This is a genomic window from Microbacterium sp. SL75 (assembly GCF_026625865.1).
In the GTDB taxonomy this organism is placed as follows: domain Bacteria; phylum Actinomycetota; class Actinomycetes; order Actinomycetales; family Microbacteriaceae; genus Microbacterium.
This window is the reverse complement of the sequence record NZ_CP113067.1, coordinates 2013415-2033047: the sequence shown is the minus strand read 5'-3', so window position 1 is coordinate 2033047 and position 19633 is coordinate 2013415. Positions and strand designations below refer to the sequence as shown.

Annotated in this window: 18 protein-coding genes; 16 read left to right on the top strand and 2 right to left on the bottom strand. The window is 69.5% G+C overall.

The genetic code is table 11. The features are described 5' to 3' along the window. Positions 1-112 precede the first annotated feature (112 nt). On the bottom strand, positions 113-1186 hold the full coding sequence (locus OVA17_RS09530) for a BMP family lipoprotein (RefSeq protein ID WP_210072686.1): 1074 nt from the start codon (positions 1184-1186) through the stop codon (positions 113-115). Between the two features lie 258 nt (positions 1187-1444). Further along, complete coding sequence (locus OVA17_RS09525; protein WP_103206556.1) at positions 1445-2563, bottom strand: mannose-1-phosphate guanylyltransferase; 1119 nt, start codon at positions 2561-2563, stop codon at positions 1445-1447. A 214-nt stretch (positions 2564-2777) separates the two neighbouring features. Between OVA17_RS09525 and sdhC the strand changes: the two genes are divergently transcribed. The 16 genes from sdhC to OVA17_RS09445 all read left to right on the top strand — a co-directional run bounded on the left by sdhC (position 2778) and on the right by OVA17_RS09445 (position 19438). After that, entirely contained in the window at positions 2778-3212 is a 435-nt protein-coding gene (gene sdhC / locus OVA17_RS09520) for a succinate dehydrogenase, cytochrome b556 subunit (protein WP_013583715.1), read from the top strand. Continuing rightward, positions 3212-3670: a succinate dehydrogenase hydrophobic membrane anchor subunit gene (locus tag OVA17_RS09515; RefSeq protein ID WP_210072155.1), complete on the top strand. Its 459-nt coding sequence runs from the start codon at positions 3212-3214 to the stop codon at positions 3668-3670. Before sdhC ends, OVA17_RS09515 begins: the two co-directional genes overlap by 1 nt. 45 nt (positions 3671-3715) lie before the next feature. Further along, a complete protein-coding gene (gene sdhA / locus OVA17_RS09510) occupies positions 3716-5545 on the top strand; it encodes a succinate dehydrogenase flavoprotein subunit (protein WP_210072156.1) in 1830 nt (609 codons plus the stop codon). A 1-nt stretch (position 5546) separates the two neighbouring features. Beyond that, on the top strand, positions 5547-6332 hold the full coding sequence (locus tag OVA17_RS09505) for a succinate dehydrogenase iron-sulfur subunit (RefSeq protein WP_103206559.1): 786 nt from the start codon (positions 5547-5549) through the stop codon (positions 6330-6332). A 134-nt stretch (positions 6333-6466) separates the two neighbouring features. After that, the gene (locus OVA17_RS09500) at positions 6467-7666 is read left to right on the top strand and encodes a YihY/virulence factor BrkB family protein (RefSeq protein WP_267786313.1); all 1200 of its coding nucleotides are present in this window, start codon (positions 6467-6469) and stop codon (positions 7664-7666) included. Positions 7667-7727: 61 nt separating this feature from the next. Continuing rightward, positions 7728-8576: an exodeoxyribonuclease III gene (locus OVA17_RS09495; RefSeq protein ID WP_267786312.1), complete on the top strand. Its 849-nt coding sequence runs from the start codon at positions 7728-7730 to the stop codon at positions 8574-8576. 121 nt (positions 8577-8697) lie between these two features. Beyond that, positions 8698-9702 (top strand): tryptophan--tRNA ligase, encoded by a 1005-nt coding sequence (trpS, locus tag OVA17_RS09490; RefSeq protein ID WP_267786311.1) that lies wholly within the window; start codon positions 8698-8700, stop codon positions 9700-9702. 196 nt (positions 9703-9898) lie between these two features. Beyond that, on the top strand, positions 9899-10456 hold the full coding sequence (locus OVA17_RS09485; RefSeq protein WP_267786309.1) for a GNAT family N-acetyltransferase: 558 nt from the start codon (positions 9899-9901) through the stop codon (positions 10454-10456). A 64-nt stretch (positions 10457-10520) separates the two neighbouring features. Continuing rightward, positions 10521-11384 (top strand): Fpg/Nei family DNA glycosylase, encoded by an 864-nt coding sequence (locus tag OVA17_RS09480; protein WP_267786308.1) that lies wholly within the window; start codon positions 10521-10523, stop codon positions 11382-11384. 297 nt (positions 11385-11681) lie between these two features. Then, the gene (ribD, locus tag OVA17_RS09475) at positions 11682-12713 is read left to right on the top strand and encodes a bifunctional diaminohydroxyphosphoribosylaminopyrimidine deaminase/5-amino-6-(5-phosphoribosylamino)uracil reductase RibD (protein WP_267786307.1); all 1032 of its coding nucleotides are present in this window, start codon (positions 11682-11684) and stop codon (positions 12711-12713) included. Next, positions 12713-13369 carry a riboflavin synthase gene (locus OVA17_RS09470; RefSeq protein ID WP_267786306.1) on the top strand — a complete coding sequence of 219 codons (657 nt, stop codon included), beginning with the start codon at positions 12713-12715 and terminating at the stop codon, positions 13367-13369. Before ribD ends, OVA17_RS09470 begins: the two co-directional genes overlap by 1 nt. Beyond that, on the top strand, positions 13366-14634 hold the full coding sequence (gene ribA / locus OVA17_RS09465) for a GTP cyclohydrolase II (RefSeq protein ID WP_267786305.1): 1269 nt from the start codon (positions 13366-13368) through the stop codon (positions 14632-14634). The genes OVA17_RS09470 and ribA overlap by 4 nt, the downstream gene beginning before the upstream one ends. Next, complete coding sequence (gene ribH / locus OVA17_RS09460) at positions 14634-15107, top strand: 6,7-dimethyl-8-ribityllumazine synthase (protein ID WP_267786304.1); 474 nt, start codon at positions 14634-14636, stop codon at positions 15105-15107. Before ribA ends, ribH begins: the two co-directional genes overlap by 1 nt. Before the next feature lie 233 nt (positions 15108-15340). Then, complete coding sequence (locus OVA17_RS09455; protein WP_094735360.1) at positions 15341-15694, top strand: Fe-S protein; 354 nt, start codon at positions 15341-15343, stop codon at positions 15692-15694. A gap of 174 nt (positions 15695-15868) precedes the next feature. Next, entirely contained in the window at positions 15869-17320 is a 1452-nt protein-coding gene (locus OVA17_RS09450; protein WP_267786303.1) for an MFS transporter, read from the top strand. Positions 17321-17563: 243 nt separating this feature from the next. Then, complete coding sequence (locus tag OVA17_RS09445; RefSeq protein WP_267786302.1) at positions 17564-19438, top strand: ABC transporter ATP-binding protein; 1875 nt, start codon at positions 17564-17566, stop codon at positions 19436-19438. Positions 19439-19633 lie beyond the last annotated feature (195 nt).

Here is a 19633-nt window from a genome sequence, read left to right as displayed (position 1 = left end):
AACCGCGGTCGCTCGGACTCCTGGTCCGAGCGACCGCGGTTGGTTCTCTGGGGCTCACGGCCGCGGCCGCTCGAACTCCTGGTCCGAGCGACCGCGGCGCGAGAGGTGGTGCTTACGGGGAGCTGGGCGAGGTGACCTTCAGCGAGCCGGAGACGATCTGCTCGCGCAGAGCGGACAGCTCGTCGGCCAGACCGGCCGGCAGGGTGAACTTCGAGTTGAAGTCCGCCAGGCCGACGCCGTCGTTCTCGAGCGTGCCGACGTAGGGGGTCGCGTCGAAGTCGCCCTTGGCAGCCTGCGTCACCGAGTCGTACACGGCGGTGTCGATGCGCTTGAGGATCGAGGTCAGCACCAGGTCCGACACGTTCGGGTCGGCCTTGGCGAGGTCGGAGTCGACGCCGAGCATGACGCTCTTCGAGCCGCTGTCGCGGATCGCGTCGGCCGCGCTGCTGTAGATCGGGCCACCCACGGGCAGGAGCACGTCGACACCCTGGTCGAGCAGACCCTGCGCGGCCTGCTTGGCTGCGTCGTTGGCCGCGAAGCCGCCGGTGAACGAGCCGTTCTGCGCGGCGACGTCCCACCCGAAGGTCTGGACGCTGGCGCCCTTGTCCTCGTCGTACTTCTTCACGCCGTCGACGAAGCCGTCCATGAAGATGGTGACGGGCGGGATCGGGATGCCACCGACGGTGCCGACCTTGTTGACGCCGTTCTCCGCGGAGTACGCGGCGGCGGCGTATCCACCGAGGTAGGCGGCCTGGACGGTGTCGAACAGCAGCGGCTTGATGTTCGGGGCGTCGGTCTTGCCGTCGTTGTCGGTGTCGGCGCGGTCGTCGATGATCGCGTACTGGAGGTTGGGGTTCGCCTTGGCCGAGGCCACGGTGTCGGCGCTGAGCTTGAAGCCCACCGCGACGATGAACGTGCAGCCCTCGGCCACGAGGTTCTCGAGGTTCGGGGCGTAGTCGTTCGCCGAGCTGGACTCGACCTCGATGGCCTTGACGCCGAGCTCGCTCGCGGCCTTGTCGATGCCTTCCTTGGCCGACTGGTTGAACGAACGGTCGTTCCAGCCGCCGTCATCCGAGATGATGCAGGGGGTGAAGCCCTCGACGAGGTCTCCCCCGGCGGCAGCGGTCGAGCCGTTGCTCTCGGGCGCGGCGCCGCAACCGGCGAGCAGCACGGCGGCGCCGATCATGGCGAGGCCGCTGACGACGGCCTTCTTCGTGGTCTTCACGAATGGTCCTCCAAGACGGATGCCCCCAACGGGTTTGAGGGACGATCCCGTCACGTTACCCACTGTGTCGCCGCGCTTGCGCACCGGGAGCCCCCGCGCGCGGCAATGGTTACAAAGACGCAATCTCGCGTCATCCCCCCGCCACACGCCCCGCGAAAAAGAGAGACCGGATACCACGAGGCGTGGCATCCGGTCTCAGAATGTTGCGGGTACGCGGTGCTAGAGGACGTCGCCCCGGCCCGTCAGCTTCAGCGCGTCGACGACGCCCTTCACGCGCTGGGCGTTCTCGCTGGTGGTCACGAGCAGGGCGTCGGGGGTGTCGACCACGACAATGTCGCGCACGCCGATGAGGCTGATCACACGCTTCGTCTGCGAGACGACGATGCCGCTGGAGGCGTCGGAGAGGACGCGCGCGTCTTCGCCGAGGATGGCGAGTTCGTTCCGACCACCCGACGAGTTGAGCTTGGACAGGCTCGCGAAATCGCCCACGTCGTCCCAGTCGAAGTGCCCGGGGATGACCGCGAGGCGGCCCTTCTCCGCGGCGGGCTCGGCGACGGAATAGTCGATGGCGATCTTCTTCAGCCCCGGCCAGATGCGGTCGACCGCGGGGCCGCGACGATCGCGGTCGTCCCACGCCTCGGCGAGCTCGAGCAGACCCGCGTGGAGCTCGGGCTCGTTGACGGCGAGCTCGGCGAGCAGGACGTCGGCGCGGGTGATGAACATGCCCGCGTTCCAGAGGTAGGCCCGGTCGGCGAAGTACTCCTTCGCCGTGTCGAGGTCGGGCTTCTCGACGAAGCGCTCGACCAGGTAGGCCTCGGGGGCACCGTCGACGATGAGCTCGCCGGCCTGCTTGATGTAGCCGAATCCGACGGACGGCTCGGCGGGCTGGATGCCGATCGTGCAGATGTATCCCTCGCGCGCGACCGCGACGGCCTGGCGCACGGCGAACTCGAACTGGCGGGTCTGCCGGATGACGTGATCGGCCGCGAACGAGCCGATGATGACGTCGGGCTCACGACGGACGAGGATGGCCGCGGCGAGGCCGATCGCGGCCGAGGAGTCGCGCGGCTCGGACTCGAGGAAGACGTTGTGGTCGGGCACACCCGGAAGCTCGCGCTCGACGGCGGCACGGTGGGCACGGCCGGTGACGACCGCGATGCGACCCTCGCCCGAGAGCGGGGCGAGCCGGTCCCAGGTGTCGCGCAGCAGCGTCTGCCCCGACCCGGTCAGGTCGTGCAGGAACTTGGGCGCGTCGGCGCGCGAGAGGGGCCAGAGGCGGCTGCCGATCCCTCCGGCGGGGATCACGGCGTAGAAGTCGTCGATAGCGGGGTCTGCCATGGCTCCGACCCTAGCGGTCGCACCTGCGAGCGCACGGAGGCTCCGCACGGGCCGGCGCCGACGCGAGCGGCATCCGCAGATATCTCGATATCGAGAGAGTCTTAGGCGGCCCTAATCCCCGCCGTTCATAGGCCGGACGTAGTATTCAGTGGCGCCCGTGTGACGCTGGGAGCCCGTGCGGGCCCCACACCGTGTTCGATCAGGGAGGACGACCGTGTCAGCACCAGCACGTGCCACGCCGTCGGTGAAAGAGACCACCTCGAAGAGGCCCCGCGGCACTCTCTACCGGGGCCGCGAAGGCATGTGGTCGTGGGTTCTGCACCGCATCACCGGTGTCGCCATCTTCTTCTTCCTCCTGGTGCACATCCTCGACACGGCGCTCATCCGGGTCTCCCCCGAGGCCTACGACGCTGTCATCGGCACCTACAAGAACCCGATCATGGGTCTCGGCGAGGTGGCCCTGGTCGGCGCGATCGCTTACCACGCGTTCAACGGCCTGCGCATCATCCTCGTCGACTTCTGGCCCTGGGCCACGCGCCACCAGCGCCAGCTGTGGTGGGGCGTGCTCGGCCTCTGGGTCGTCACCATGCTCGGCTTCACGCCGCGCCACCTCATCAACGTCTTCAGCGCCGTCACCGGGAGCCACTGATGTCCGTCGCCCAAGAAGCCGCCACGATCCCCGCGCCCCGCACGCCCAGCGTGCGGAAGAAGGGCTCCAACCTCGAGAAGTGGGGCTGGATCTACATGCGCGCCTCCGGCGTGCTGCTGATCGTCCTGATCTTCGGCCACCTCTTCGTCAACCTCATGACCGGCGAGGGCATCCATCAGATCGACTTCGCCTTCGTCGCGGGCAAGCTCGCTTCGCCGTTCTGGCAGTGGTGGGACGTCCTCATGCTGTGGCTGGCCCTCATCCACGGCGCCAACGGCATGCGCACGATCGTCAACGACTACGTCGGCAACGCCACCGTCCGCAAGATCCTCATCGGGTCGCTGTGGACGTCGGCCGGGTTCCTCATCCTGCTCGGCACGCTCGTCGTCTTCACCTTCGACCCCTGCCTCGGTGTGACCGAGAGCAGCTCCCTGTGGGACGTGTGCCAGTCGGCCTGAGCCGGCGGCATCCCTTCTTCCCCTGACAGCAGAGGTATTGCACACGTGAGCACTCAGACCGCTTCGGACTCGATCGTCAAGGACGGCGTCCACTACCACCAGTTCGACGTCGTGATCGTCGGCGCCGGCGGCGCCGGCATGCGCGCGGCCATCGAGGCCGGCCCGGGGGCGAAGACAGCCGTCATCTCGAAGCTGTACCCCACCCGCTCGCACACCGGCGCGGCGCAGGGCGGCATGGCCGCGGCGCTCGCCAACGTCGAAGAGGACTCGTGGGAGTGGCACACCTTCGACACCATCAAGGGCGGCGACTACCTCGTCGACCAAGACGCCGCGGAGATCCTCGCCAAAGAGGCCATCGACGCCGTCATCGACCTCGAGAACATGGGCCTGCCCTTCAACCGCACCCCCGAGGGCAAGATCGACCAGCGTCGCTTCGGCGGTCACACGGCCGATCACGGCAAGACCCCCGTGCGCCGCGCGTGCTACGCCGCCGACCGCACGGGCCACATGATCCTGCAGACGCTGTTCCAGAACTGCGTCAAGCTCGGCATCAACTTCTTCAACGAGTTCTACGTGCTCGACCTCGTCACGGTGAAAGATGCCGCGGGCAAGACGCAGGTCGCCGGCGTCGTGGCCTACGACCTGGCCACCGGTGAGCTGCACGTCTTCCAGTCCAAGGCCGTGATCTTCGCGACCGGCGGCTTCGGAAAGATCTTCAAGACCACCTCCAACGCCCACACCCTCACCGGTGACGGCGTGGGCATCGTGTGGCGCAAGGGCCTGCCGCTCGAGGACATGGAGTTCTTCCAGTTCCACCCGACCGGCCTCGCCGGTCTCGGCATCCTGCTGACCGAAGGTGCCCGCGGCGAAGGCGCGATCCTGCGCAACGCGAGCGGTGAGCGCTTCATGGAGCGCTACGCCCCGACCATCAAGGACCTCGCGCCGCGTGACATCGTCGCCCGCTGCATGGTGCAGGAAGTGGCCGAGGGCCGCGGCGCCGGCCCCCACCGCGACTACGTGCTGCTGGACTGCACGCACCTGGGTGCCGAGGTCCTCGAGACCAAGCTCCCCGACATCACCGAGTTCGCCCGCACCTACCTGGGTGTCGACCCGGTCGTCGAGCCGGTCCCGGTCATGCCGACCGCGCACTACGCGATGGGCGGCATCCCCACCAACATCAAGGCAGAGGTGCTGGCCGACAACGACACCGTCGTCCCCGGCCTCTACGCCGCCGGCGAGTGCGCGTGCGTCTCGGTGCACGGCTCGAACCGTCTCGGCACCAACTCGCTGCTCGACATCAACGTCTTCGGCAAGCGCGCCGGCCGCAACGCGGTCGAGTACGTCAAGACCGCCGATTTCGTGCCGCTCCCCGAAGACCCGGCCGCCGAGGTGCGCGGCCTGATCGAGGGCCTGCGAAGCAACTCGGGCACAGAGCGCATCGCCGTGCTCCGCAAGACGCTGCAGGACGAGATGGACAAGGGTGCGCAGGTCTTCCGCACGCACGAGTCCCTCGCGCACGTGATGGACGTCATCGCCGACCTGCGCGAGCGCTACAAGAACATCCACGTCGACGACAAGGGCAAGCGCTTCAACACCGACCTGCTCGAGGCCGTCGAGCTCGGCTTCCTGCTCGACCTCGCCGAGGTCGTCGTGTACTCGGCGCAGAACCGCGAAGAGAGCCGCGGCGGTCACATGCGCGACGACTTCCCGACGCGCGACGACGAGAACTACATGCAGCACACCATGGCGTACCTGTCGGGCGACCCCCACTCGTCGCACCCGGCCGATCACATCGAACTCGGTTGGAAGCCCGTGGTGTTCACCAAGAACGAGGCCGGGGAGCTGCGCTACCCGCCCCTGGAGAGGAAGTACTGAGATGGCATCCACCGTCATCGAGCAGGTAGACACCTCGGACGAGGTCGCCGAGACCCCCGAAGACACGGGGATCCAGTCGTTCCTCGTCACCTTCAACATCCGCCGCTTCGACCCCGAGGTCGACGACGAGCCCCGCTGGGTCGACTACGACGTGGAGCTGTACTCCACCGACCGCGTGCTCGACGCGCTGCACAAGATCAAGTGGGAGGTCGATGGCTCGCTGTCGTTCCGCCGCTCGTGCGCGCACGGCATCTGCGGCTCCGACGCGATGCGCATCAACGGTCGCAACCGCCTCGCCTGCAAGACGCTGATCAAGGATCTCGACATCTCGCAGCCGATCTACGTCGAGGCGATCAAGGGCCTGCCCCTCGAGAAGGACCTCATCGTCGACATGGAGCCGTTCTTCGCCTCCTACCGCGAGGTGCAGCCCTTCCTGATCTCGAACTCGAAGCCCGAGCCCGGCAAGGAGCGCGTGCAGTCGATCGTCGACCGTGAGGTCTTCGACGACACCACCAAGTGCATCCTGTGCGCCGCGTGCACCTCGTCGTGCCCCGTCTTCTGGACGGACGGCCAGTACTTCGGCCCCGCCGCGATCGTCAACGCGCACCGCTTCATCTTCGACTCGCGCGACGACGCCGGAGATGTGCGCCTCGACATCCTCAACGACAAAGAGGGCGTGTGGCGTTGCCGCACGACCTTCAACTGCACCGAGGCCTGCCCCCGCGGCATCGAGGTCACCAAGGCCATCGCCGAGGTCAAGCAGGCCGTCCTCCGCGGCGGTCGCTGACTCTCACTCCCTCGAACGGCGGGTGCGCTCCGGCGCCCCGCCGTTCGGCGTTCTCGGGGGTCGCACACGGATCGCGGATGCCGTGGCCTGTCCGCGGAGCGGGAGTCGCGGCATCCATTCATTAGGCTTTCACAGTGACCGAGAACCGCCACGACCCGCGGCCGCTGCCCGCGGTGCGCGACGACGACGCCTCGCTGCGCGAGCGGCTCGAGGCGGCGCAGACCGCCGTTCGGGAACGCCTCGACGAGCCCATTGCCCGTGCGGCGAAGATCGCGCAGTGGTTCCCGATCCGGGTGTGGCGGCACTTCTTGCAGCACAACGGATTCCTGCTCGCGGCGGGCATGAGCTACCAGGGCCTGTTCGCCGTGTTCTCGGCCCTGTACCTGGCGTTCGCGGGTGTCGGGATCTGGCTGGGCGGAAGCAAGACCGCGATCGACGGTCTCATCCACATCGTCAACAGCTACATCCCCGGGATCATCAGCAAGAACGGTCTCGTCGATCGCGAGCAGGTGGAGGCCGTCGCGCAGGAGAGCGGGCGGCTTCTGACCATAACCGGCATCGTGGCCGTCGTCGTGGTCGTGTGGACGGCGATCGGCTTCGTGACCTTCACCCGACGCGCGGTACGCGACACCTTCGGACTCCCCTTCGACCTGCGCAACTACGTGCTGTTGAAGGCCCGTGATCTCGTCGCCTCGCTCCTGTTCGGGATCGCCCTGCTGGTGGGGGCTCTGCTGGGTTCGATCACCACCGGCGCCGTCGACCTGGTGTTCGGTCTCATCGGGTGGGACCGCGAGACCCTCGGCTGGTCGGCGGGCGCGCGGATCGTCTCGCTCGTGGTGGCTTTCGGCGTCAACACCGTGGCCCTCGCTTCGCTCTTCCGCTTCCTCACGGGCACCACGCTGACCTGGCGTCGCACGTGGCCGGGCGCGATCGTCGGCGCCACGGGCATGGTCGTGCTGCAGGTCGCCGCGGGCTTCCTCTTCGTCTACACGCCGTCGAACCCCTTGCTGGCCACCTTCGCCGTGCTCATCGGGTTCCTGTTGTGGTTCCGCTTCATCGGGATCGTGATCCTCGTCTCGGCCGCCTGGATCGCCGTCGCCGCGAGCGACCGCGACGTTCCCCTGCGCTCCCCCGAGGACCGGCTCGCGATGGAACAGGCGGCTCTCGTCATCGCCGCCCAGGTCGGGGTGCGCGAGGCCGAGAAGGACCTCGCGCTGTCGCGCTGGCCGTGGCGCTGGAGCGCGAGGCGAAAGCTCGACGCGGCGGAGAAGCAGCTGGCACGCGCACGGGCCGACGTCCCCGCGCCGCGCCGCGTGTCGCTCATCCCCGATTGAGCGGGGCTCGCGTCCTCCCCCGCGCGATCTCGATGTCGGAGGCCTTCGTTAGGCTCGGAGGGTGGCCCGTTCCGTACGTATCGTCTCCGTCAACGTCAATGGCATCCGTGCCGCCGTCCGCAAGGGCATGACCGAGTGGCTCGACGCCTCGGGCGCCGACATCGTGGCTCTGCAAGAGGTGCGCGCGACCGCCGATCAGCTGGCCGAGGCCCTGCCCGGGTGGGAGATCGTCAACGACGAGGCCCTGCAGAAGGGCCGCGCGGGCGTCGCCATCATCAGCCGCCTGCCCGGCGTCGAGACCCGAACGCACCTCGGTCCCGAGCCGCTCGATGCCTCCGGCCGGTGGATCGAGACCGACTTCGACATCGACGGCGAGACCGTCACGATCGTCAGCGCCTACGTGCACAGCGGCGAGGTCGACACCCCCAAGCAGGACGCCAAGTGGTTGTTCCTCGATGCGATGGAGCGTCGCCTCCCCGAGCTCAAGGCCGAGCGAGAGCTGGCCCTGGTGGTGGGCGACCTCAACGTCGGTCACCGCGAGCTCGACATCAAGAACTGGCGAGGCAACCGCAAGAACGCCGGCTTCCTCCCCCGCGAGCGCGCGTACCTCGACCGCTTCTTCGGGCCCGAGGGCGAGACGGTCGAGGGCGTCGACGGCTCGATCGGCACGGGCCTGGGCTGGATCGATGTGGGCCGCCGCGCGGTCGGCGAAGTAGACGGGCCCTACACGTTCTGGTCGATGCGCGGCAAAGCATTCGACACCGACAGCGGCTGGCGCATCGACTACCACGTCGCCACGCCATCCCTCGCCGAGCGGGTGACGTCGTACACGGTCGAGCGTGCCCCCTCGTACGACACCCGGTGGAGCGACCACGCACCGGTGATCGTGGACTACACGCTCGGGGGCTGACGGCAGCTCGCGGACGCCGGGGGCCGGCATCCACTCGCCTGCCCGTCCTCTTGCCGTCGGCCCACCGGGGCGGATCGACCGGGGGCGGAGGGGCTGCCGCCTCGGCACCTAGGATCGAGGGGTGACCCAGCAGCGCCTCTACTCCGGAATGCAGCCCTCCGCCGACAGCCTCCAGATCGGCAACTACATCGGGGCCCTGCTGCAGTGGCGCGACCTCCAAGACGAGTACGACGCCTTCTTCTCGGTCGTCGACCTGCACGCCCTGACGCAGCCCGGCGATCCCGCCGAACGCCGCGAGAAGACCCGTCGCACCGCCGCCCAGTACATTGCCGCCGGTATCGAGCCCTCTCGCTCGACCCTGTACGTGCAGTCGCACGTGCCGGCGCACGCCGAACTGCAGTGGGTGCTGTCGACCCTCACCGGTTTCGGCGAGGCCGGGCGGATGACGCAGTTCAAGGACAAGTCGGCGCGCTACGGCACGGATGCCACCAACGTCGGCCTCTTCACCTATCCGGTGCTGATGGCCGCCGACATCCTGCTGTACCAGACCGACGTCGTGCCCGTCGGCGACGACCAGAAGCAGCACATCGAGCTCACGCGCGACCTCGCCGAGCGCTTCAACCAGCGCTTCGGCGAGACCTTCACGGTTCCGAAGCCCGTCATCCGGCGCGAGACCGCCCGCATCTACGACCTGCAGAACCCGACGTCGAAGATGTCGAAATCGGCCGAGTCCGACGCGGGCGTGCTGTGGCTGCTCGACGACCCCAAGGTCAGCGCGAAGAAGATCATGCGCGCGGTCACCGACTCCGAGGGCGCGGTGCGCTTCGACCGCGACGAGAAGCCGGGCGTCTCGAACCTGCTGGTGATCTACTCGGCCCTGACGGGTCGCGACGTCACCTCGATCGAGGACGAGTACGCCGGGCGCGGGTACGGCGATTTCAAGAAGGGCCTGGCCGAGGTCGTCGTGAACGAGTTCGAGCCCGTGCGCACCCGAGCCCTCGAGCTCCTCGACGACCCCGCCGAGCTCGACCGCGTGCTGGCCGTGAACGCCGGCAAGGCCGCCTCGGTCGCCGAGAAGACCCTCACGGATGTGTACGACCGGATCGGTCTGCTGCGCCGCGGCTGACCCATCCCCTCCGACGCCCGCACGCCCTCCCGGGTCGTGCGGGCGTCGTCGTTCCCGTGTCCGGGTCCCTTGGCGTGTGGCAGGGGAATCGGATCGGTGCACCAGAATCGGACCCCGGGCTCGTCGGCATCCGGTTCTGGCGCGCCGATCCGGTCCTGCGAGGCGCAGGCTCCACGCCCGCCGGTAGCGTGGCCGAATGGAACCGGAGACCCTGCGCACGTCCCGCCTCGAGCTGTCCACGCCCCGCGCCGGCGATGTCGCCGCCATTCACGAAGAGTGCCAGGATGCCGCGATCCAGCGCTTCACGACCGTTCCGTCTCCCTATTTGCTCGCCGATGCCGAAGCGTTCGTCGAGCTCGCCCACCGGTGGTGGGCCGAGGGTTCGGAGGCGACCTGGGCGATCCGGCTCGACGAACGCCTGGTCGGGATGGTGGGCCTGGCCAAGCTGCCGAGCGGCGCCCCGGAGATCGGGTACTGGGTGTCGTCGAGCGTGCGCGGGCGCGGCGTCGCGAGAGAGGCGGTACGAGCGGTGATCGATTGGGCCTTCTCCCCCGCGCGTCCGGCACTGGCGCGCGTCGAGTGGCGCGCGGCCGTCGGCAACCTCGGATCGGCGCGCGTCGCGCGGTCTCTCGGCTTCCGCTACGAGGGGCTGCTGCGCCAGGCGCACGTCAATTCGCTCGGTCGCTCGGACCTGTGGGTGGCCGGCCTGCTGCGCGGCGACGACCGCCGACCCGTGAGCTGGCCGGTGGGCTGAGCCCCTTCCGGGACACCGGCGCAAGGCCCGACCCGATCTCGGAGGGCGGTGGCACCATGTATTCATGCCGGAGATGCCAGAGGTCGAAGGGCTCGTCGAGTTCCTGCGGGGGCGACTCGCGGGGCTCCGTTTCGAGAGAGCGACCGTGTCGGCCATCAACGCCCTCAAGACGTACGACCCGCCCCTGACCGATCTGGTCGGCGCCCAGGTGACGGCCGTCGAGCGGCACGGCAAGTTCGTCGACGTGGCGACCGACGGCGGCATCCACCTCGTCTTCCATCTCGCCAAGGCGGGCTGGCTGCGGTGGTACGACGCACTGCCGACGACCCTCATCAAACCCGGCAAGACTCCGATCGCGCTGCGCGTCGGCTTCGACGACAGATCGGGCTTCGACCTCACCGAGGCAGGAACGAAGAAGTCGCTGGCGGTCTACGCCGTGACCGATCCGGCTGAGGTACCGGGCATCGCCCGTCTCGGCCCCGACCCGCTCGACGACGATTTCGGTCGTGCCGAGTTCGGCGCGCTGCTCACGGGGCGCCGCACGCAGATCAAGGGAGTGCTGCGCGACCAGACGATCATCGCGGGGGTCGGAAACGCCTACTCCGACGAGATCTTGCACGCGGCCAAGATGTCGCCGTACGCCCTGGCGGCCAACCTCTCCGACGAAGAGGTGGATTACCTCTTCGCAGCCATGACCACGACTCTCGCCGAAGCGATCACCGTCGCACGGGGGAAGCCGCCTGCGGAACTCAAAGACGCGAAGCGCCGCGGCATGCGCGTGCACGGCCGCCGAGGTGAGGCGTGCCCGGTGTGCGGCGACGAGGTGCGCAGCGTGTTCTTCGCCGACAACTCCCTCGAGTACTGCCCCACGTGTCAGACCGGCGGCAAGCTCCTGGCCGACCGGCGCTTGTCGCGGTTGCTCAAGTAGCTAGGGGCATTGACCGTCGACTGCTCGAAACGTCGCCGTATGACCGGGAATGAAACCGCGGAGGGCACGTTGAGTAGGATCAGAAGTGCAACAACGTGCTCCGGGGTCGGTGAGAATCCGAACCGGCGGTGATAGTCCGCGAACCCTGCCGCTCACGCGGGAGGGCCGATCCGGTGGAATTCCGGGACCGACGGTGATGCGAGGGTCAGCTCTCGCTAGTCCGGATAGGAGGCAGCACGGATGGCGCGACGCGCCTTCCCGCTGGCCCTGCCCCGATTCCGCGGGAAGGACAAGGAAATGGCATCCGCCGTCGAGATCGACGCCATGCGGCGAGCGCTGCAGCTCGCCCGGCGCGGGCCGCGCGGGCTGAATCCCCAGGTGGGTGCCGTGATCCTCTCCCCCGCCGGAGAGATCCTCGCCGAGGGTTACCACCGCGGCGCCGGCACCGCGCACGCCGAGGTCGACGCCCTCTCGCGGTTGTCGCCGGATGCCGCGCGCGGCGCCACCGCCGTCGTCACCCTCGAGCCCTGCAATCACACCGGTCGCACCGGGCCCTGTGCACTCGCGCTCATCGAGGCCGGCATCGGCCGCGTCGTCTACGCCCTGGACGACCCCACCGACGCCGCGTCGGGTGGGGCAGACCGACTGCGCGCAGCCGGGGTCGACGTCGAGAGCGGGGCGGAGCGCGAGGCGGCCGAAGCGCTCGTGCACGACTGGGCCGTCCTCAAGCGCACCGGTCGCCCGCACGTCACCGTCAAGTGGGCGCAGAGCCTCGACGGTCGCGCCGCCGCCGACGACGGCTCGAGCCAGTGGATCACCGGTCCCGCCGCGCGTCGCGACGTGCACGCCCGACGCGCCCGGGCCGATGCGATCGTCGCCGGTACGGGAACCGTGCGAGCCGACGATCCGGCACTGACCGCGCGCGCCGATGACGGCTCCCTGCTCGGGACCCAGCCCGTGCCCGTGGTCGTCGGTCGCAGCGAGACGGCCCCGGATGCCGCCGTCCGCCGCCACCCGCGCACGCCCCTGTTCTACGACTCGCACGACCTGGCCGCCGTGCTCGCCGACCTGGGCGAGAAGGGGATCCAGCGGGTGTTCGTGGAAGGCGGGCCGACGCTTGCGAGCGCCGTCGTCCGCGCCGGTCTCGCCGACGAACTGCTGGTCTACCTCGCCCCCGTGCTGTTGGGCGGCTCGCGCCTCGCCCTCGGCGACGTGGGGGTGCCCACCATCGCGGATGCCCGTCGGCTGGCCGTGGCATCCGTCCAGAACCTCGGTGACGATCTGCTGATCGTCGCCCACCCCAGCTCGGATCGAGAGGGAGAATCCTGATGTTCACCGGAATCGTGGAAGAGATCGGTGCCGTCACCGCCGTCGAACCCTCGGGAGACGGCGTGCGGCTGACGTTGCACGCCCCCCTCTCGGTATCGGATGCCGGCCACGGCGATTCGATCTCGGTCAGCGGCGTGTGCCTCACGGTCGTCGAACAGGGCGAGGACTGGTTCACCGCCGACGTCATGAAGCAGACCCTCGACATGTCGACCCTCGCCGATGTCGCTCCGGGGCGCCCGGTGAACCTCGAGCGGGCCACCGCGGCCCACGGTCGCCTGGGCGGTCACATCGTGCAGGGGCACATCGACGGCACCGGCGTGGTGCGCGACGTGCGGCCCGGAGCCCAGTGGAGCGTCGTGCGGGTCGGCATCCCGGCCCACCTCGCTCCCCTCGTGGTCGACAAGGGGTCCATCGCGATCGACGGTGTCTCGCTCACGGTGAGCGCCGTCAGCGAGGCCGACGAAGTCGAGCCCTGGCTCGAGGTGTCTCTCATTCCCGAGACCCTCGAGGCGACGACGCTCGGCCGCGCCGAGGCCGGCACCCCCGTCAACCTCGAGACCGACATCCTCGCGCGCCACGTCCAGCGCATGCTCGCCTTCCGTACGACAGAGAATCCCGCGGCGACCGCCGCACAGACCGAGAGGGGCTCCCGATGAGCCTGTCCACCATCCCCGAGGCCCTCGAGGCCCTTCGTCAGGGTCGCCCGATCCTGGTCGCCGACGACGAGAACCGCGAGAACGAGGGAGACGTCATCCTCTCTGCGCAGCTGGCCACCCCCGAGGCCCTCGCGTGGACCGTGCGGTGGTCGAGCGGGTACGTGTGCGCGCCCATGCCGGCCGAGTGGGCCGACCGTCTCGACCTGCCGCCCATGGTCGAGGTCAACCAGGATGCCCGCGGCACCGCGTACACGGTGAGCGTCGACGCCGCGACCGGTGTGACCACCGGCATCAGCGCTGCCGACCGCGCGCGCACGCTGAACGTGCTGGCCGACCCCGAATCGGTCCCGACGAGCGTCATCCGCCCGGGTCACGTCCTGCCGCTGCGCGCCGTCGACGGCGGCGTCCGCGAACGCGCCGGTCACACCGAGGCCGCGGTCGACCTCATGCGCCTCGCGGGCCTGGAGCCCGTCGGCGCGATCGCCGAGGTCGTGGCCGAGGACGGCAGCATGATGCGCCTGCCCGGGCTCTTCGAGCTCGGCGAGCGCGACGGCATCCCGGTCATCACGATCGAGCAGCTCATCGGTTACCTGAACGACACCGATCCGCTGCCGGCGACCGCCCCCGCGCGACGCCGCGTGAGCCTGCGCGCCGAGTCGAACGTCCCCACCTCGCACGGCACGTTCCGCTTCCTCGCCTACAAGGACCGCATCACCGGCACCGACCACCTCGCGGTGGTCTCGGGCGACCTCACCGAGAAGGCTCCTTTGGTGCGCGTGCACTCGGAGTGCCTCACGGGCGAGGCGTTCGGCTCGCTCAAGTGCGAGTGCGGTCCCCAGCTCGAGGCGGCGCTCGACACGATCGACCGCGACGGCGGCATCGTCATCTACATGCGCGGTCACGAGGGTCGCGGCATCGGCCTCATCAACAAGCTGCGCGCGTACAACCTGCAGGAGCGCGGCCTCGACACCGTCGACGCCAACCTCGCTCTGGGCCTGCCCGCCGATGCGCGCGACTATGCCGCGGCCGCCGGCATCCTGTCGGACCTCGGGGTCGACAAGGTGCGCCTGCTCACCAACAACACCGACAAGGTCGCGCAGCTGCGCGGCTTCGGTCTCGACGTCGTCGAGCAGGTTCCGCTGCTCGTGGGCGTGGGGCCGAACAACCACCAGTACCTCGAGACGAAGCGTGACCGCATGGGTCACATCATCGCCGAGGACGACCTGCGCGACGCCCTCGCGCACATGAAGGAAGAGAGCGCCTGATGGCCGGCAGTGGAGCACCCGAGACCGGCGGCGTCGACGCGTCGGGCCTGAACGTCGTCGTGGTCGCGGGAACGTGGCACGAGGTCATCACGAACGGTCTCATCGCCGGAGCGAAGCGCGTGCTCGACGCCACGGGCGCGACCTACCGGGTCGTGCGGGTACCCGGATCGTTCGAACTGCCCGTGGCGGCCAAGGCCGCTCTCGACGCCGGGGCGGATGCCGTGGTCGCGCTCGGCGTGATCATCCGGGGTGGGACGCCGCACTTCGAGTTCGTCTCGTCGGCGGCGACCGACGGCCTGACGCGGGTCGCCCTCGACACGGGCAAGCCGGTCGGGTTCGGCGTTCTGACCCTCGACGACGAACAACAGGGCCTGGACCGCGCGGGTCTCGAAGGATCGAAGGAAGACAAGGGCGAGGAGGCCGCGGATGCCGCGATCCGCACCGCCCTGGTGCTGCGGGAGCTGCGCGGCTGAGGCATTCCTCCGACGGGCCCGGTGACCTCCGCGGTCGCCGGGCCCGTCGTCGTCTGCGGGACGGGGCGGACCCTTCGACAGGCTCAGGGACCTCGCACCGCGGCTCAGGGGCCTCGCGCCGCGGCTCAGGGACCGCGCGCCGCGAGCCGGGACCGCGCGTGGCGGCTCGGGCTGCCGCGCGGTGAGGCGCGCCTTCCTGGCGGGCGGTGCGCCGCGTCCCTACCCTGACCGGTATGGAGATCCTGCGCAGTGTCGTCGTCCTCGTCCACCTCGTCGGCTTCGCCGTCCTGTTCGGCGCCTGGGTCGTCGAGGCCGTCGCCCGCCGTGTGCGTGTGACGCCGCTGATGAACTACGCCCTGCTCCTCTCCCTCGTCACGGGCCTCGCCCTGTCGGCTCCGTGGGGCCTCGACCACGACCTCAACTACGCCAAGATCGGCATCAAGCTCGTGGTGCTCCTCGTCATCGGCGCTCTGCTCGGCATCGGCTCCGCCCGCCAGAAGCGCACGGGTTCGCTGTCGCCCGCGATCTTCTGGCCCATCGGCATCCTGGCTCTGCTCAACGCCGGTCTCGCGGTGATCTGGCACTGAGGCCGCGGGCCCCGCACTCAGCGCACGCATAGACTGGAGGGTCTGGACGCCCCTCACTCGGGGACGTCTCCGGTGCTCCTTCGCGCACCCGCTCACACCCACCCCCGTGATCGCGGCGCGCCACCGCTGCGCCCCATCCCGGACGCGATTGATCGACCTTCTCGTCAGGCAGTCATGACCACCTCATCCCCCTCCACCCGATCCGCCTCGGCCCCCGCGAACCCGCGTTCGCGCGTCATCACCGCGAGCCTGATCGGCACCACGATCGAGTTCTACGACTTCTACGCGTACGCCACGGCCGCGGTCCTCGTCTTCCCGATCCTCTTCTTCCCGACCGGCAACGAGACCACCTCGCTGCTGCTGTCGTTCAGCGTCTTCGGCGCCGCCATGGTCGCCCGCCCCCTCGGCGCCATCGTCTTCGGACACTTCGGCGACCGCTTCGGCCGCAAGGCCACGCTCGTGGCATCCCTTCTGACCATGGGGGTGGCGACCTTCCTCATCGGCTGCCTCCCCACCTTCAACGAGATCGGCGTGTGGGCGGCGATCCTGCTGCTGGTCATGCGTCTCGCGCAGGGCTTCGCGCTCGGCGGCGAGTGGTCGGGAGCGGCACTGGTCGCCACCGAGAACGCCCCGAAGGGCAAGCGCGCGCTGTTCGGCACGTTCCCGCAGCTGGGCGCTCCGATCGGCTTCATCATCGCCAACGGCGTGTTCCTCTTCATCAACTTCGCCCTGCCGCACCCTGACGGCACCGCACAGCGCTCGGCCGAGTTCCTCGCGTGGGGCTGGCGCGTGCCGTTCCTGTTCTCGGCCGTGATGGTCATCGTCGGCCTCTGGGTGCGGCTCCGTCTGGTCGAGAGCGAGTCGTTCGCCAAGGCCGAGAAGACCGGGGCGATCAAGAAGTTCCCGCTCGGTGAGGCCGTGCGCCGCACCTGGAAGCAGCTCATCCTCGGCACGTTCATCATGCTGGCGACCTACGTGCTGTTCTACCTGATGACGAGCTTCACCCTCTCGTACGGCACGAAGGCGACCCTCGAGGGTGCGCAGGCCGCAGCCGAGAAGGCCGGCACCCCGTTCAACGCCGCCGAGTACGTGCCCGGCCTCGGCTTCGGGTACACGGACTTCGTGATCATGCAGATCATCGGCGTCGTGTTCTTCGGCATCTTCACGATGCTGTCGGGCCCCATCGCCGACCGCATCGGCCGCAAGCGCCTGCTGATCGGCGTCACCGCCGCGATCATCGTGTTCGGCCTGACGTTCTCGTTCTTCCTCGTGCCGCACGCCGACCCCGGCTTCACGCGGGTGCTCGTGCAGGCGTTCCTCATCCTCGGGTTCCTGCTGATGGGCGCGACCTTCGGCCCCATGGGCGCCGTGCTGCCGGAGCTGTTCCCGACGAACGTGCGCTACACCGGCTCGGCCATCTCGTACAACGTCTCGTCGATCCTCGGCGCGGCCCTCGCACCGATCGTCGCGGTGGCCCTGTGGGCGGCGGGCGACGGCAACCCGTGGCTGGTGGGCGTGTACCTCTCGGCGATGGGCGTGCTGACCCTCGTCGCACTCGTGCTCTCGCCCGAAACGAAGGACGTCGACTACGACGACAACCTCGCCGCGGGAGCGACCGCGCCGTAACGGGTTCGTTCTCGACACCGGATGCCACGGGGCCCAGGCCTCGTGGCATCCGTCGTTGCGATCGGGCTTCGTCGGCGGGCGGGCCGAACTCCTGAAGATCGGTGCGCCCCGGGGGTCTTCACCCGGGAACGACGGCGCTTCGCGGGATTTCTCCGGAGTTTCGCACGCCATCGAGGGGACCGACCGGCGGTGTCGGTGGGGCGGGGTACGGTCGAAGCACCCCATTCCTTTCCCGAGGTGAGCATGTCGTTTTCCGCTCCCGCGCGTGGTCGGCGCGGCCGGCGCGCGCCCGAAGGCCCGCGCGCGTCGTTCCGTCAGCTGCTGCCGTTCCTGCTCGAGCACACGCGCACACTCGTCGTCGTGGGCGTGCTGAGCGTGCTCGGCGCCGCCGCCACGCTCGCGCAGCCGCTGGTCGTGGGCGAGGTCATCTCGCGCGTGCAGAACAGCGTCCCCCTCGGCGCTCTCGTCTGGATGCTCGTCGCCTTCGTCGTGCTGTCGTCGGTGATCTCGGGCTTCCAGCACTATCTGCTGCAGCGCACGGGCACCGCGGTGGTCTTCTCGAGCCGGCGGCGGCTCATCGGGCGCATCCTACGGCTGCCGATCAGCGAGTTCGACGCGCGCCGCACGGGCGACCTCGTCTCGCGCGTGGGAACCGATACGACGCTGTTGTACGCGGTGCTCACCCAGGGATTCGCGGATGCCGTGGGCAACGCCCTCATCCTCGTCGGCGCAGTCATCGCGATGGCGTTCATCGACCCGCTGCTGCTCGCGCTCATCGTCGTGGTCGTGGGCGCCTCCCTCGCCGTCGTCGTGCTGCTGAGCACGCGCATCCGCGCGGCATCCGCCGTCCAACAGGCCAAGGTCGGCGAGCTGTCGTCGGGCGTCGAGCGCGCGGTGGGGTCGATCCGGACCATCCGCGCATCGGGCGCCACCGAGCGCGAGATCGCCGCCGTGACCGAGAACGCCACGGCAGCCTACGCCGCGGGGGTGCGCATCGCGCGGGTGTCGGCGCTCATCGTGCCCATCGCGTTCGTCGCCCTGCAGGTGTCGCTGCTGGTCGTGCTCGGCGTCGGCGGATACCGCGTGGCATCCGGCGCCATCGACGTGGCCTCGCTCGTCACGTTCGTGATCTTCCTGTTCCTGCTCGTGCAGCCTCTCGCCTCGGCGATCGGCGCGATCACCTCGGTGAACCAGGCGCTCGGGGCGCTCGGGCGCATCCAGGAGGTCCTCGACCTTCCGCTCGAAGACGACGGCGACCGGCCGTCGGCGACGACCGCGACCCCGGATGCCGCGGCGATCGAGTTCCGCGACGTGCACTTCCGCTATCCCGATCACGTCGTCAGAGCGCGCGAGGCCGCGGCGAAAGAGGCACGTTCGGTGCTCGCCGAGGTGCACCTCGAGGCGAACGAGCCCGGGGACGCGGAACCCGAGACCGATCACGAGGTGCTGCGCGGGGTGTCGTTCACCGTCCCACGCGGCGCGCGCGTGGCGCTCGTCGGTCCCTCGGGAGCCGGCAAGAGCACGATCCTCTCTCTCGTCGAGCGGTTCTACGACCCCACCGGCGGGGCGATCATCATCGACGGAGCCGATGCGCGCGACCTTCCCCGCGAGCAGCTGCGCGCTCGCTTCGGATACGTCGAGCAGGATGCCCCGACCCTCGCCGGCACCATCGCCGACAACCTGCGTCTCGCCTCGCCCGACGCCACCGACGCCGACTGCGAGCGAGTGCTTCGCGCGGTGAACCTGGGCGACGTCGTCGAGCGCGACGTGCTCGGCGTCGACGCCCCGGTGGGCGAGGACGGCGTCATGCTCTCGGGTGGAGAGCGCCAACGTCTCGCGATCGCCCGCGCCCTGCTGGCCGCTCCCCCGGTCCTGCTGCTCGACGAGTCGACCTCGTCGCTCGACGGCGTCAACGAGCAGCGCATGCGCGAAGCGATCGACGCGGTGGCGACCGACCGTACGCTCCTCGTCATCGCGCACCGTCTGTCGACCGTCGTCGACAGCGACCTCATCGTGGTGCTCGACGACGGCCGGGTGGTCGGCCAGGGCACGCACAGCGAGCTGGTGGCATCCACTCCCCTGTATCGCGACCTGGCCAAGCACCAGCTGCTGGTGTAGCCGGCGGGCTGGCCGCGTGAGGCGCTCCAGCGCCGACGCGTCCCGCGGCTTCGCCCCGCTCGCCGCTGCTCTGCACCGCTCGGCGCCCTCGCAACGCGAGACTGCATCTCGCTGACACGTCGGCTGCAGCGTGACGCCGAGTTGTCAGCGGGATGCAGTCTCGCTGACCTGACCGATACGCACCGACGCCCCTCC